Below are 14291 nucleotides of genomic sequence, written 5' to 3'. Positions count from 1 at the left end.
CAGAGACAAAGCAGATAGCTTTTTGAAGAAAGCCTGTTAACGGTAGTAGAGGTTTCTACCCCCCATGGTCAAGAGGGATTGATGCACATTTTTACTCATTTCCCTGCGATCCCATATTCCCTGTATGTGCCCTCTGGCAAGCGCATTCCACGCAATATGATAGTTGGGGTGAACATTCATGCCTATTGTTTCACTAATTACGCGAGGCCCGGCAAATCCGATACGTGAAGATCTTATGCCGAACTGATATGGTGAACATCCGAGAAAACTTGCTACTGACCCGCCATAGGAATTGGTATCGTAAACAACAAGATAAAGCCCGCCGGCGTCCATGTATCTGCGCACCGCCATTGTGCAACGCGGCATCTGTATAACGCCGTGAGTTCCTTCTTGTATTCTTATCCCGGCAGTTCCGTGAACGTATGCTATGAGAGGCAATTGCTTACGCTGCGCACGCTCAGCAGCGCGAATAATCTTTTCACCTTCCGCGGCCCCTATGGAACCACCTCTGAACGGAGCGGCAATGCAGATTACAACAGCATTAATATCTTCCATACGGGTTTCAAAAGTTATGCACGAAGAACGAAGTCCGGTCTTTTTACGAATCTCATTAAGTTTAAGATCAAAACCTTCATAATCAAGCGGATTCGCTGATTCTATACCTGAATTAAATTCAAATCCTTCCGCATAATTGAAAACATTATAAAGATACCACTGATATTCCATGGGAAAATGATGACCACAAGTACTGCATACTCCACCGAAATCACCAAAAAGATCCGGGCCCCACAGGTCGAGACACCCCTCTTCTTTCGAGTTGGGACAAGTCAGTGTTCTATCTGCCGAACTTTGCGGACTTCTGTATTTCCACTGCCCATCTTCAAGACACGGCCCACCGCAGGGACCGGAAAGACAAAGAAGTTTATCCCGCATTTCTCTGGATATTTTGTTTTCAGAAACGCTCTTCCCATTTCCGTTTTTCAGCAGACGTGATGTCCTGTTTTTAATCAGATGAGCCTCGGACTGAATTCCCTCCACTCCCTGCTTGGCAAAACGGACCACACGACCAATCATGTTATACAAAACCCATGATCTGGTGGACCACGCCACACCCTGCAAAGCAGATCCCATCTTGAGAACAAGTGAACGATTATCCATATAAGCCGAAGTGGAAAGATTTCTAAACTTTTCATGACGCCGTTCGACCAGTCTGGTTCGCGCTCTGCCGCTTAAATCCCAGCGCATAAAAAGATCTTCTTCGCTGCTTTTATGGCGTAAAAATGTCGCCCTGAAAGGCTTCTTCCATTTGGCAGAAATACATGCTTCATTCGTGGCGCGGATAATCTCAGATCTTAGCTTTCTAAAAAAATCGTAATTATGAGGCCTTGCGCCCAGAACGGGCTCCCGGATGATTCTGTCCACGTACCCCAGTCGGAAGTTATCTTCGGCAGTAATGCAAAGCCTGCGGGCACAGCGGGTAATCAGTTCTTCACTGACACGCTCGCCTCTGTGCAAATTAGCTTCAATTGCAGCGGCACCTTCAGGAGAAATAACGGAATAATATCCATGAGAAAGCATCAGCCTGCGGTCGGCAAGACCAATAGCCTCAGCACCGCCTGATCCACCTTCCGAAATTACTGCCACGATAGGAACATTTATGCGGCTCATTCCGTAAATGTTTTTTGCTATCTGCTGCGCGGCCCCCGGATACTCTTCAACAGGATACGAGCCCGGAGTGAAAATATATGTATGAATGGGAATGCCTTCCGCCTCAGCAACTTTCATATAGTGCAAAGCCTTAGCGTTCCCCCACGGCTTAACTGAGCCACCGTTGCGAAATTCCTGCCCGTGCCCTTTTTCCTGACCAATAACCATCACAGGCTGATTCACAATTTTATTGCCGACCCTTCTGGCAATACAGGCCTGCGCGATAACCATTGCCGGATCAATACTGAACTCACCAAGCCCGCCAAGTTCCGTGTAGTTATCGTAAACATTTTCTAAAATATCTGTCAGGCAAATCCGCTGCGGATGACGCACAATACGGACCCTGTCCATCGGAGTAAGTTCTTTTTCAAGTTTAACTTCAAGAAAACTGAACAAGTCTTCAAGTCTGACAAGCTGACGTTCTAAATCTTGATGGGAAATTTTTGAGCGCAATTCATTACATTCACCAAGCTCAGAACTGAGCATAGCGACATTTACATTTTCCTGATTTTTGAAAATGTCTTTAATGTAATCCAGTCGTTTAGTCAGCGCATCAATGCGCTTATCAGTATTCATTTACGCCCTGATTAAGTTAAGCTTTATGAAAATAATTACTAAAATTCCAATATGCCGGAGGTCTTATCTTTCAGATAAGAAATATTAGATTGCAGCTTCCGCCCTGACCGGTCAGCCCCCTGCAATTCCAAACCTTCAAGAAATTCAACGCCTCTTTCGCGGACCTGTTGCAGTGAGTCTCCCCGGACAATCGCAAGAGCCAAATTGGGGTCGAATTCAGTCGGAATTTCATATTCACAATCAGTGGGAACCTGTGTGTAAACTTTAAGCCAATCCTGCTCGTTCCAACCGAATTTTGTAATAGTGCCAACCCACGGAGCAAAATTTCTATCAGGATTTTCAGCAATAATCCGATACTCCAAAGCAAGCCCGTTCAAGAAAACATTATTCTGAGAGTATCCTAACTCCGCGCCAAGTCCCAGCCGCACCTGCTCACGAACGATATCCACATCATCTCCATGAACACTAGCAATTGCGGATGAAACCCCGTTTTCCACCTGAATCCGGGTATTAACTTCCATGAGAAAAGGTTCACCTCGGGGAGTTACAATCCATTCCCATGTGCCCACATTGTCATAGGAAACTTCCTGCGCCATCGAAAGAGAATGTTTAGTAATGCGCTCAAGCACATCAGCAGCATTGAAAATATAATGAATACCTTCAGGAGCAAATCCCGGAGCAACTTCAATTCGTTTTTGATTACCACTGCTCTGGACAGAACAGTTACGAGTTCCGAAGTGAACATGATTTTTGCCGGACCGTTCAGAAACAATCTGGACTTCAAGATGGTTAAACCCATAAATACGCTGCTCGATCAACACGCCTTCATCATTAAACTGTCTTTTAGCGTAATTACGTATCCGCCTGAAAACAGAACGGAATTCATCCTGATCGGTAACTTCCTCAATTCCCATTCCACCGCCACCGGCAGATGCTTTAACCATAATTGCAGCGGCCTTGAACCCCTGCTCTTTTTGAAATGAAAATAGACTGTCAGCAAATTCAACAGCCTCCAATTCATTATAAATAGGTCTGTCAGAACCGGGAATTGTTGGAACCCCGAGACTGCGGGCAAGGCGTTTGGTATTGATTTTGTCGCCCAGTTCACGGATTATCCACCATGAAGGGCCAATGAAAATAAGTGGCTTTTCTCTTTCAACAACGCGGCGGGCAAAACGGAAATCCTCAGCAAAAAAACCATAACCGGGGTGGATAGCAGTAGCTCCGCAGTTATCAGCTACACTGAAAATTTCATTGGCATCACGGTACGAATTGATACGATAAAGCCCGCTTTCTCCGCCGTTATCGCGGGCAAAACGAACATGTCCGCTATCGCGGTCTGCTTCGGTATAAACGCATGTAAAACGCTGTTTAAGCTCAATACAGGCTTTAGCTATTCGAATCGCTATTTCACCTCTATTCGCTATAAGTACCCGATGTTCTCCACTATACACAGTTTAAAACTACCGCCTGATAATAAAATTTTGCCTGCTTTAATCAGGATGCGCCTTTCTTTTTCCGCAACAAAATCATTCGCTTCTGAATTTCAAGAACAAGCTTATCCAGTCGAGCTTCCTGATACTTATCAAGGCCGATAAAGATACACCCCATCAACCCTTTTCCGATATCTCTGACAATCTCAAGGGTAATTCCCAGAAGAATCTCTTTTGACCCCAAAAGAAGATCCACTTCGAGTGGTGTTCCAACCTCAAAAACATCTTTTCCAGAAGTAAAAGCCAATCCGTTTACACTGAAATCTTTAACACTAAAAGGATCAGGATAGCCCTTGATTCTTATAGCAAGCCCCGGAACACTCGTCCGAAATGCACCTCTGGCCTTATTTGAACTCTCGTAAGATAAATCCATCTCACTACCATCCTCGGTTCAACTGGTTAATACCGCTGACATCAACAGCCACATCATCAAGGCCCGGTCATTATTTTATCCAGAACAAATTCTACACGCCTGTTACGCCTGCGGTTCTGCGAAGAATTATTCGGCACAAGAGGGTCCATTTCACCCAATCCCGTAGCAGTGAGTCTGTTAGGTTTGATACCAAGCTTCATCAGATACCTAAGAACGTTAACGGCCCGCAAAGAAGAAATTTCCCAGTTATCCTTAAGACGACTGGCCGAACCGGGTTGAGTGTCGTCAGTATACCCCTTTATGTTGATATACTGATCCGGGTGCTGAATAAAAAAGTCTTTCATTGCAGCGATAGCAACCCGCCCTTTTTTGCTGAGAGTTACTTTTCCGGGACGGAACAAAACATCCGACGGGAGTTTTAGAACAATCTTTCCGTCCTCAAATTTGGCGCTCATTATCCCCTCAACCCCTTTAGTGGTCTGGAGATACTTAACGTCTTCATAAACTTTCCGCTGAGCTTTAATAATCTGCCTGCGAGTAACAACCTGATTGAGAATCGCTCCGGCTTCCTCGCGCGCAACTTTGCTTGTAGCTACTCTATCGAGCTTTCCTTTAATAGCTTTAGTCACAGACTGAAATGTCAGATCAAATTTTTTGGCGTCAATCTCAGACATAGAATAAAGCAGAATGAAAAAGACAAGCAGAAGCATGCATAAATCAGCAAAAGTGGTTATCCACTCATTGGAATCATCTTCATCTTCTTCAATGTCATCCGGCAGAATAGAAGAATTAAATTCTTTACCCATGACTTACTCTCCCGTTCTATCTTTAGGAGCCAGAAAAGAGGACAATTTTTCATAAACAAGTCTAGGATTATTATTTTCAAGGATAGATTTAGCTCCTTCAAAAATAATTTCCAGATGTAATTGTTCCTGAAGAGTTCGGGCTCTAAGTTTGGCACCGATAGGGATAAAGAGTACGGTTGCTAGAGCCGAACCGTAAAAAGTAGTCAAAATAGCAACGGCCATCGCAGGGCCGATAGATTTCGGATCTTCAAGGTTTGAAAGCATCTGCACAAGCCCGATAAGTGTTCCAAGCATACCGAAAGCAGGAGCAAGCCCCGCAAGACGCTTATATACATCGTGTGCAATTTTGTGACGCCTTTTCATGGCGGATATTTCGATTTGAAGAGTCGTGCGGATAAGTTCAGGATCAGCATTATCAGCAATAAGCTGACATGACTTCCTTAAAACCACATTTTCTGTCTGAACATTCTCAAGAGCAATGAGTCCTTCACGTCTGCTGATTTCAGCAACCTTAACCATAATGTTGACGACTTCATTGACCTTAACTTTTCTTGAAGAAAAGGCCTTGAATCCGGCAATTACGGCTTGGATAACTTCCTCGAAAGGAAAAGCAACGCAAATAGAAGCAAGAGTGCCACCGATAACAATCATCATACCGGGAAGATTGATAAAAACATCAACAGCCCCGCCCATGAAAATTGCACCGATAACAAGAGAAAGCCCGACAAGCATCCCGATTAAAGTGGAAAAATCCATAGAATCCCATTCTCTTTTAAGTTAGTAGTGATCAGGCCGACACGATAAACATGCCCTGCATGCGTCCCTGTAAATCAACCCTAAAACTACGAGTTTGAAACTATGACCTCCCCCGACCTAACAACTTCTATTACCAGTCATATACTAGAAAAGATAGATAATTTTCAAGTTGGAACCATCGGAATAATTCTCGGTTCAGGACTTGGCGAAGCAATCACAAAATTAGACGACGCAATTGAAATTCCATATTCGGAAATCCCCGGCCTTCCACAATCAACGGTAAAAGGCCATAGCGGGCGCTTAATATATGGTTTTATGAACAAAAAACCCGTTCTAGTTTTCAGCGGCAGATTTCATCTTTATGAAGGTTACACTGCGGCTGAAGCCTGCCTGAGTATCCGCATAATGGGCACCCTCGGAATTAAAAAAGTATTTTTAACCAATGCCGCCGGAGCTATCAACCCCCAATTTGATGCCGGCGACCTGATGCTTATCACTGACCACATTAACTTTACAGGACAATCTCCGCTCACAGGACATAACTATGAAGAATGGGGCTTAAGATTCCCGGATATGAGCAAAGTTTATTGCGAAGAACTTCGTAACACAGCTCTTGAAGCGGCAAAGGCTGTATCCGTCCGCCTTGAACGGGGTGTATATATTCAGCTTTCAGGACCGAACCTTGAAACTCCGGCAGAAACCCGCATGTTCAAGCTTTTGGGAGGTGACGCTGTCGGCATGTCTACAGCAATTGAAGCCGTCACAGCCGTCCATATGGGAATGAAAGTAATGGGTATAGCCTGCCTGACCAATAAGAATCTACCTGACTGTATGGCTGAAACAACGCACGAAGGTGTGATCGAACAGGCTTCAAAATCCTCTGCGGCCATGTCTGCACTTATCCGTGAAATTATTTCCCGTATTAATTAAATAGGATACCTGCGGAGTCATTAACTCGACCTTTTGATACATTTTTTGCCATCTTTCAGAATAAATATTTATTTAATACTCTGGCATAACGCATCTTTTACTGCGTGGCATTACCGTTGCATCAAATTAAGCGGCAGATTACTCACGCAATATTTATATGTCTGAAAACGGAGAGTTTTTCATGATGGGCAAAAAATTTATCATAATTCTGGCAGCGGTTATACTGATGTCCGCTTCTTCTTGTGCAAAACAGCAGCAGGATACTATGAATTATCTAGGGAAAAGGCCCACGACCGGTCCCTTTTTCGCAGAGGACGGAACTCCTTTAATAGAGATTAACTACCGCGCAGGAGACAAGATAGCCTCCCAGCTTGAAGAAATACTTCCTCCCGGATCACCTATTACTGTCATGGTCTTTCGTCTGCGGGGCAGTACCTTACAGACAGATTTTGCACAGATTTCAACGGAACAGGTGGCATCACGCATTGCTCAGAAAGGATATGCCATTGTTGCCGACAGTTCACGCTTTTCAATGGCAGCAGTAGATGAAGATACAGCGCCTCCTGAAAAATGTATTCTTGCCGGATCTTACACTGTAGGCCCTGAAATTATTTATATGACTGCGGCTATTTCAACCGTTGATGACGGTGAGATTCTCGGCTCGTGGGACTGGACTGTTCCACTCAATGCCAAGACAAGATCGCTTCTTCCTATTAAAGATGACGGATCCATAGCCCCTCTGGTCAACACTTCCGGACCACTGACAAACTCGGCAGGTTCTCAAAATAACTTCCAGCCGAGCTATGCTCCGCAGCAAAGCAACATTCTTCCGGGATTCGAACAAAATATCCTCGAATAGCTTTCAAAACATACAACAAAAGAAAGCCCTTCACTGTTAATCAGCGAAGGGCTTTCTACTTTTTAAAACTATTCAGAAAATATTAGCGAAGATGAACTACGACCTGATCCCGCCCTTTTCTTTTGGCTTGATACAAGGCCTTGTCCGCAGCTTCGAGGAGCTGGTCAAGCTGCTCAACACCTGAGTAACTTGTAACCCCGATGCTGGTTGTTACCTTTTCACCATGAGCAAAAGGCTGACCGGAAACAACTTCCCTGATTTCATTTAGCAACAATCTTGCAGCCTCAATTGATGTTTCAGGCATGACCATAACAAATTCTTCGCCCCCGATCCGGGCAAAAATGTCAGTATTTCTAATCCTGCTACAAACAAGTCTGGAAAAATCCTTCAAAACTTCGTCTCCGACTCCATGTCCGTAGGTATCATTGATAGCTTTGAAATAGTCTAGATCAAAAATTGCGATGGATAACGGATGTTTATAACGCTTACTTAAATGCATAATTTTTTTAATTTCAGCCGAAAATCCGTGCCTGTTGGGAAGGCCGGTAAGCTCATCAGTCACTGCCATTTCTTTCATGAAATTAAAGTTCTCATTGAGCTTTCCGCGCATGTCCTCCAAGGTCTTGCCGAGCATGGACAATTCATCTTTACCACGCCACTCATACTCGACACCCAGTTCACCTTTCGATAAAATATCAGCTTGTCTTGTCAGCCGTCTAAGAGGCTTTAATATTTTATAATATATTGCCGGAACAACAAGCAGTAAGGCACTCAAAAACATAGAAGAGAATAAAAGAATAATATGATTGCGGGCTTCTTCAATCCGGGGAATTATCCAGCCACTATCCACTTCAACCTGAACATAGCCCAAAACTTCACCGTCTTTTACAACGGTTTCCCGCATAGAGAAGGAATCAAATTGATGATCGGGAATTTGTTTGGAAACCCGCAAAAGATAAAGATCGAAAAGTTCCGAAAAGACTTCAATACTGACTATACGCTCATCTTTTAACAGAACACCGACAATATTGCGGACCCCTTCCGGCGAAAAGGATAACATTGCATCCTCAGTGCTCACCACGAGAGTTTTAAGAGTTTCGCGATGAAACTCGCTTAACTCGTCCTCCAACTTTATTCGCTCCTGACCAAGGGTTATAACCATACCCGCAGCTATAGGAAGGAGCAGCCCAAGCAGCAAAACACAGACCAGATACAGGGCTACGCTATGAAGTTTTATAGCTCTATTTATCAACACGGCCGGAACACTTCAAATCCTTAGTATACTCGTGAACAGAAATTGACCCAAGAACAATGTCTTTCTTTATTACCTCAATACGTGCACGCATTTCAGGAGTAACCAAAGATTTATTATTCTCGTCAAACACAATCCCCACTGCGCCCTGCTCAAGACCAAGCCGCTTAAAATTATCCCGCCAGACTCCTCTTTTAGCGAGCATCAAGGCTGCGAAAACTATTTTGTCAGTACGTTTGATCATGGAAGTCAGCACACTGCCGGGATAAAGGCTATTCTGATTTACATCCACGCCAATGCCAAGCTTACCGCGGGCCGCGACCGCCTCCAGTACTGCAGGACCTGCTCCTCCGGCTACCTGATAAATTACATCAGCCCCCTTATCCATCATCCCGTTAGCCAGAGCGGATGTTGCATTCCCGTCAAACCATGACCCTTTATAACTCCCGATAAAACCTTTTAGAACGGTTATCTGAGGATCAATATATTTTGCTCCCTGAACATATCCGCACCAAAAACGGAGCAGAAAAGGAATATCCGCAACTGAAACAAAGCCTATTTTTTTACTCTTTGATGCCATGGCTGCCAAAGCTCCGGCCAAAAAGGAACCTTCGTGCTCCGCCAGAACAAAAGAGAACATATTCGGCTCATCATAGACAGTATCGAGTACAATAAATCTAGTCCCCGGATAATTACGAACAAAATCAACCAAGTTATTAAATTGATTACCATAAGGTAGAAACACCGGGGAGTACCCCCCGTCCACATGCTCCTTGACACTTCTATAATAATCCTCTGCAGCCACTCCGCTAACAACTTCAGTACAATTCAGCCCGGTCTTCTCCGAAAACCTTTTAACACCCTCGTGAATGGATACATTAAATGAATTGTTCTCAATACTCCCCTGATAAATAACCACTGGTTTAAAATTATCAGCATAAGCACAAACTGCCTGCGTAAAACAGACAGCAAATAAAACAAGTAAAATATAAAAATTACGCATCAGCACCATTTCACACTCCTTGATTTATTAATATGCACTACAATCAAAAAGCAATAAACCTTTAAAAACTGAAAAACGCCCTCGAAAATAATTTTCGAGGGCGATGCATAATTACTCATTTAAGCTTTTGGTTATTTTGCTTAAGTAATGCCAGCTAGCAAGTATTAAAAATTCTCCAATTGCTAGAGAATAACCGGCTGAACTAAGTCTCCCTTGAAAACAATCTCACCCGTGCGGGCTACAATAATTTTTTCAGTGGGGATATTGGCACCTGAATTTTTAAGAGCTTTTGCAACAATCTTGCTCATATTCGAACAACAAGGAACTTCCATTTCAAGAAGAGTAATGGACTTCAGACCTGCTGTTGCAAAAATTGCGGTGAGCCTTTCGATGTAAAGTTCGACATCATCAAACTTCGGACAACCCATGAGCACTTTGCGCCCCGGCAGAAATCTTTCGTGATATCCGGGCATGGAGACAGCAACACAATCTGCGGTGAGCAAAAGGTCTGCGCCCTTAAGGAACGGAGCTTCGGGTGGGACAAGTCTAAGCTGAACAGGCCAGTGAGTAAGATGTGACGGCCCTGCTTCACCTTCGATATCAGCCGGAATATTGGCCTTCTGACACGGAGTAAATTCCACAAGCTTTGATCCTCCACAACCGCAACCTGATTTAGGAGCAGCTTCCGCAGCAGGATTATCCAATCTCAAACTTTCAGGAGAAGGCATATGCTCCGGCACCGCCCTTCCCTGCTTTGTAAGAAGTTCCCGAACAGCATCAGGATCAAAATCTTCGGTCTCAACGTCCCGTACGGTAAGAGCTCCGGTAGGACACTCGCCCAGACAGGCTCCGAGACCATCACAATACTTCTCGGCAACCAAACGGGCCTTGCCGTCAATAATTTGCAACGCGCCTTCTTCACAGCCCGGAACACATTCTCCGCAACCGTTACAGAGTTCTTCGTCTATATGGATGAGCTTTCTTGTAACCTTCATAATTTTCTCCTGAAACCTGAAAACCTGATAAAATTTTGTTTATTTTACGGCGGAGGAAGAAACTCTTCCCCCGCCGTTTTAATTAAGTCTGTAATTAATTCTAATCGCTATACAATCTAGCCGAGAATAGCCTTGAGATCTTCATCAGGAGTGCTGATAGGCATAATGTTGAAGTTCTCAACAAGGAAGTTCAGCACGTTCGGAGTGATGAAAGCAGGAAGACTAGGCCCGATGCGAATGTCCTTGATTCCGAGGTGGAGCAAGGTCAAAAGGATGGACACTGCTTTCTGCTCGTACCATGAAAGGATAAAGGATAATGGAAGCTCATTCACGCCGCACTCGAATGCGCCGGCAAGAGCGACCGCAATCTGAACTGCGGAATAAGCATCATTACACTGTCCGATATCAAGCAAGCGAGGAATTCCACCGATATCGCCGAGTTTTTTGTCGAAGAAACGGAATTTACCGCAAGCAAGGGTAAGGATAATAGTATCTTTAGGAGCTTTTTCAACGAACTCAGTGTAGTAGTTACGGCCTGGTTTAGCACCGTCACAACCACCGACGAGGAAGAAGTGGCGGATATCGCCAGCTTTAACAGCGTCGATAACTTTGTCAGCTACGCCGAGAACTGCGTTTCTTGCGAATCCGCAAAGGACAGAGCCTTTATCGGTATCAGCTGGGAAACCGGGAAGTTCTTTTGCCTTAGCAATAACTTCACTGAAGTCACCGTTAAGAACATGAGTAACCCCAGGCCATCCGACAAGACCAGTGGTGTAAATGTCACCAATGTACTTTTCAGAAGGCTTCTGAATGCAGTTAGTTGTCATAAGGATTGAACCCGGGAATTCAGCAAATTCTTTCAACTGATTCTGCCATGCGGTTCCGTAATGACCGTAAAAATGATTGAACTTTTTAAGCTCAGGGTATCCGTGACAAGGAAGCATTTCACCATGGGTGTAAACGTTGATTCCTGTGCCTTCAGTCTGCTCAAGAATAGCGCGAAGATCTTTCAGATCGTGACCTGAAACAAGGATCGCCTTTCCGGCTTTTGCGCCGAGAGGCACTTCAGTAGGAACCGGGTGACCGTAAGTTCCGGTGTTACCAGCATCCAGAAGTTCCATTGCTCTAAGGTTGACTTCACCGCACTTCATGCAGAGAGCGACAAGTTCTTCCATGCCGAGAGGCTTAAGGGAAGCGGCAAGAGCTTCGTGAAGGAATGCGTATACTGCAGGATCTTGTTGACCGAGAATGGCAGCATGATCAACGTATGCGGCTACGCCTTTAAGTCCGTATATAAGAATCTGCTTTAGTGAACGCAGATCGGGATTTTCATCAAATGAATTTACAGAGAAAGCTTCGCCCTGCTTGCTGAGTTCAGCAGCAGTTGCGCCGACTTTAGTAACTCCGCCGCAAGAACATCCGCCCTTGAGCTTTCCTGCCAGTTCGTCTCTTGCTGCTGCAACATTTTTAACGATAGGAATAAACCTTTCGTCATCAAAGTTTACATTAGTAAGAGTTGAAAAAACGGCTTCGGCAGTTAGGAGATTCACAGCTGAAGGAATTTCAATACCTTCTTCGCGAGCTGCAACTGCTACGGTTCCAAGCTCTGCAAGAACATGAATCAAAAGATCCTGAATTGCAGAAGTTTCGTCAGTCTTTCCGCATACACCTTTAACGGTGCACCCTGTGCCTTTGGCTGTCTGTTCACACTGATTGCAAAACATAATTTTTCTCCTTTTCAGGTAAGTTGTTTTCCTATTCGTTGAGTGCAGAATAGGGTGGAACTCGAAGGATGTATTTGATCCAAGTCAAAACTACTTTTTTTTAATCATCTTCCCAAATTATGCAGTTCGCAGGGCACAAATCCATAATCTCTTCAATCTTTTCTTCGTCAACACCCTCTGGGTTGTACACCTGAGGCAGATCCGCGGGCCCCATGGAAAAAACTTCTGGAAACTCTTCCGCACAAGCTTCGCAGCCAATACACGCATCAATATCAATAGCTACGGTACGACTCATAATTCGCTCCTTTTGATCCGTCGGATGAGAACCGACAATCCAACATTACCCATATCACAGACACACAGTAGATAGTACTATTTTTGAACATTTATTTATCCGTTATCTACAAACTGAAACCACACATACTGATCATTATTAATAATAGTTATCATTTACATTCTTGCAACACCAATAAATAAACTATGCAAAGAAATAACTAAAACAAGGAAAATTTTGCGGGATAAATTGGAAGATATGAATGGAAGTTTGTATCCCATGCAACCGCTGGAGCATGAAGAAACGCAGTCTCCGCAAAGTGTGCAGGAAAGCCCCGGATGACCGGATTCAAGATCCTCTTTGCGTAACGCTCCATATCTGCAAACCTTACTGCACCTGCCACACTGATTACAGTCTGATGAAATTTTCATTCGCCAAGGAGACAACCTGCCTAGAAGGTTTGCGATGATTCCCATGGGACAAAAAGCTGTACAATGTATCATCATTCCCATCTTACGAGAAAAAAGAAGCATCACAAAAATTCCAATCAAACCGAAACCTGCCGCCGCTAAAACCGCAATAGAACCGGAAACACCTAAAAGATTAAGCCCCCATGCAATCGCGACCAAAAAAATTAAGAGAATCAAACGCATCCAGATAAGAGCATGAGGGAAATTCGCAGCCGGACGTTTGCCACTGATGCGACTGCTTTGATCATCCCAAGCCCCGATATAACAAAGGTGACTGCACCAAGCCGGACCGACAAGAAAGACTGATACCGTAAAAAGAATCGGCATAAAAAAACCGCTTCCTCGAAATATAGGTCCGGCAACAATGAGAGCCGGAACCGGAAGATGCAAATTGCCCGTCATCAGGAATTGATCGAATCCGGCAAGTCCGAACATCAACTGAAGAAAGAACACAATTGAAAAAAAAGCCCATATCCGTGGACGTATCTTCTTAGCTCCATCCGGCAAAAACATTTTTCCGCCTATCCACGCCGCATAGGCAGATAAAAGGAAAATCTCGGCTCTGCCCCATCCCGGAAAAAATCTGTCCACCAATAACACAGGAAAAGGAGCCTTGCTGCGAACCATTTCCAGCAATAAAGCAGTAATCAAAAAAATAGCGGCCTTATACCACATTTTATCAGGATCGCGATTAAACCATTTTCTACCTGCGGGAGTTGCGGAAAAAGCTGCGGAAAAAAGAGTCACCGCAAAAAGTACTCCCATTATCGCTGCAAGACGTATCCAATCTGCACCAAGGCCGATACGCATATTAATAAGATCAGATCCTTTAACAAGCCATACAAAAGCTCCACCGCCAAGAACAACTGTCGTAAGAAGGCCCGTCCAACGCTCCTTGGTCATAGTGAGTATCAAACACCCCACAAAGAACACCGCAAACCCCATATCGCCGCCACGCACGCTATGAGCTGCAAGTAATAAATATGAGATAGTTATCAGAATAATGCCCAAAATGACTCCTTCTTCAATATACACTTCTAGATACGACTATAAAAAATAAGATCACAATCCTG

At 44.3% G+C, this 14291-nt stretch carries 13 protein-coding genes; 2 read left to right on the top strand and 11 right to left on the bottom strand.

All coding sequences use genetic code 11. From position 1 onward, the window contains the following. Positions 1-36: 36 nt before the first annotated feature. The 5 genes from BLT41_RS14340 to BLT41_RS14320 are packed head-to-tail and all read right to left on the bottom strand — an operon-like array spanning position 37 to position 5711. On the bottom strand, positions 37-2283 hold the full coding sequence (locus BLT41_RS14340; RefSeq protein WP_092162352.1) for a carboxyl transferase domain-containing protein: 2247 nt from the start codon (positions 2281-2283) through the stop codon (positions 37-39). A 38-nt stretch (positions 2284-2321) separates the two neighbouring features. Next, positions 2322-3737: an ATP-binding protein gene (locus tag BLT41_RS14335; protein ID WP_092162351.1), complete on the bottom strand. Its 1416-nt coding sequence runs from the start codon at positions 3735-3737 to the stop codon at positions 2322-2324. Between the two features lie 43 nt (positions 3738-3780). Next, entirely contained in the window at positions 3781-4149 is a 369-nt protein-coding gene (locus BLT41_RS14330; protein ID WP_092162350.1) for a PilZ domain-containing protein, read from the bottom strand. Between the two features lie 56 nt (positions 4150-4205). Beyond that, positions 4206-4955 (bottom strand): OmpA/MotB family protein, encoded by a 750-nt coding sequence (locus BLT41_RS14325; RefSeq protein WP_092162349.1) that lies wholly within the window; start codon positions 4953-4955, stop codon positions 4206-4208. 3 nt (positions 4956-4958) lie between these two features. Beyond that, positions 4959-5711, bottom strand: coding sequence for a motility protein A (locus BLT41_RS14320; protein WP_092162348.1), 753 nt, complete (start codon positions 5709-5711; stop codon positions 4959-4961). A 102-nt stretch (positions 5712-5813) separates the two neighbouring features. Between BLT41_RS14320 and BLT41_RS14315 the strand changes: the two genes are divergently transcribed. Beyond that, a complete protein-coding gene (locus BLT41_RS14315; RefSeq protein WP_092162346.1) occupies positions 5814-6641 on the top strand; it encodes a purine-nucleoside phosphorylase in 828 nt (275 codons plus the stop codon). A 181-nt stretch (positions 6642-6822) separates the two neighbouring features. Beyond that, the gene (locus tag BLT41_RS14310) at positions 6823-7500 is read left to right on the top strand and encodes a hypothetical protein (protein ID WP_092162344.1); all 678 of its coding nucleotides are present in this window, start codon (positions 6823-6825) and stop codon (positions 7498-7500) included. Positions 7501-7582: 82 nt separating this feature from the next. Here BLT41_RS14310 and BLT41_RS14305 read toward each other — a convergent pair whose 3' ends face one another. The 6 genes from BLT41_RS14305 to BLT41_RS14280 form a co-directional block, all read right to left on the bottom strand. Then, positions 7583-8755, bottom strand: coding sequence for a GGDEF domain-containing protein (locus tag BLT41_RS14305; RefSeq protein WP_092162342.1), 1173 nt, complete (start codon positions 8753-8755; stop codon positions 7583-7585). Further along, a complete protein-coding gene (locus BLT41_RS14300) occupies positions 8742-9764 on the bottom strand; it encodes a BMP family lipoprotein (protein WP_244512292.1) in 1023 nt (340 codons plus the stop codon). Before BLT41_RS14300 ends, BLT41_RS14305 begins: the two co-directional genes overlap by 14 nt. 173 nt (positions 9765-9937) lie before the next feature. Further along, positions 9938-10750 (bottom strand): ATP-binding protein, encoded by an 813-nt coding sequence (locus BLT41_RS14295; RefSeq protein WP_092162340.1) that lies wholly within the window; start codon positions 10748-10750, stop codon positions 9938-9940. A 116-nt stretch (positions 10751-10866) separates the two neighbouring features. Next, a complete protein-coding gene (hcp, locus tag BLT41_RS14290) occupies positions 10867-12474 on the bottom strand; it encodes a hydroxylamine reductase (protein ID WP_092162338.1) in 1608 nt (535 codons plus the stop codon). A 100-nt stretch (positions 12475-12574) separates the two neighbouring features. Beyond that, entirely contained in the window at positions 12575-12769 is a 195-nt protein-coding gene (locus BLT41_RS14285; protein ID WP_092162336.1) for a ferredoxin, read from the bottom strand. Positions 12770-12924: 155 nt separating this feature from the next. Continuing rightward, positions 12925-14229, bottom strand: coding sequence for a 4Fe-4S binding protein (locus BLT41_RS14280; protein ID WP_092162334.1), 1305 nt, complete (start codon positions 14227-14229; stop codon positions 12925-12927). Positions 14230-14291 lie beyond the last annotated feature (62 nt).

It is taken from the genome of Maridesulfovibrio ferrireducens (assembly GCF_900101105.1).
In the GTDB taxonomy this organism is placed as follows: Bacteria; Desulfobacterota; Desulfovibrionia; order Desulfovibrionales; family Desulfovibrionaceae; genus Maridesulfovibrio; species Maridesulfovibrio ferrireducens.
This window is presented reverse-complemented; position numbering and strand designations above follow the sequence as displayed.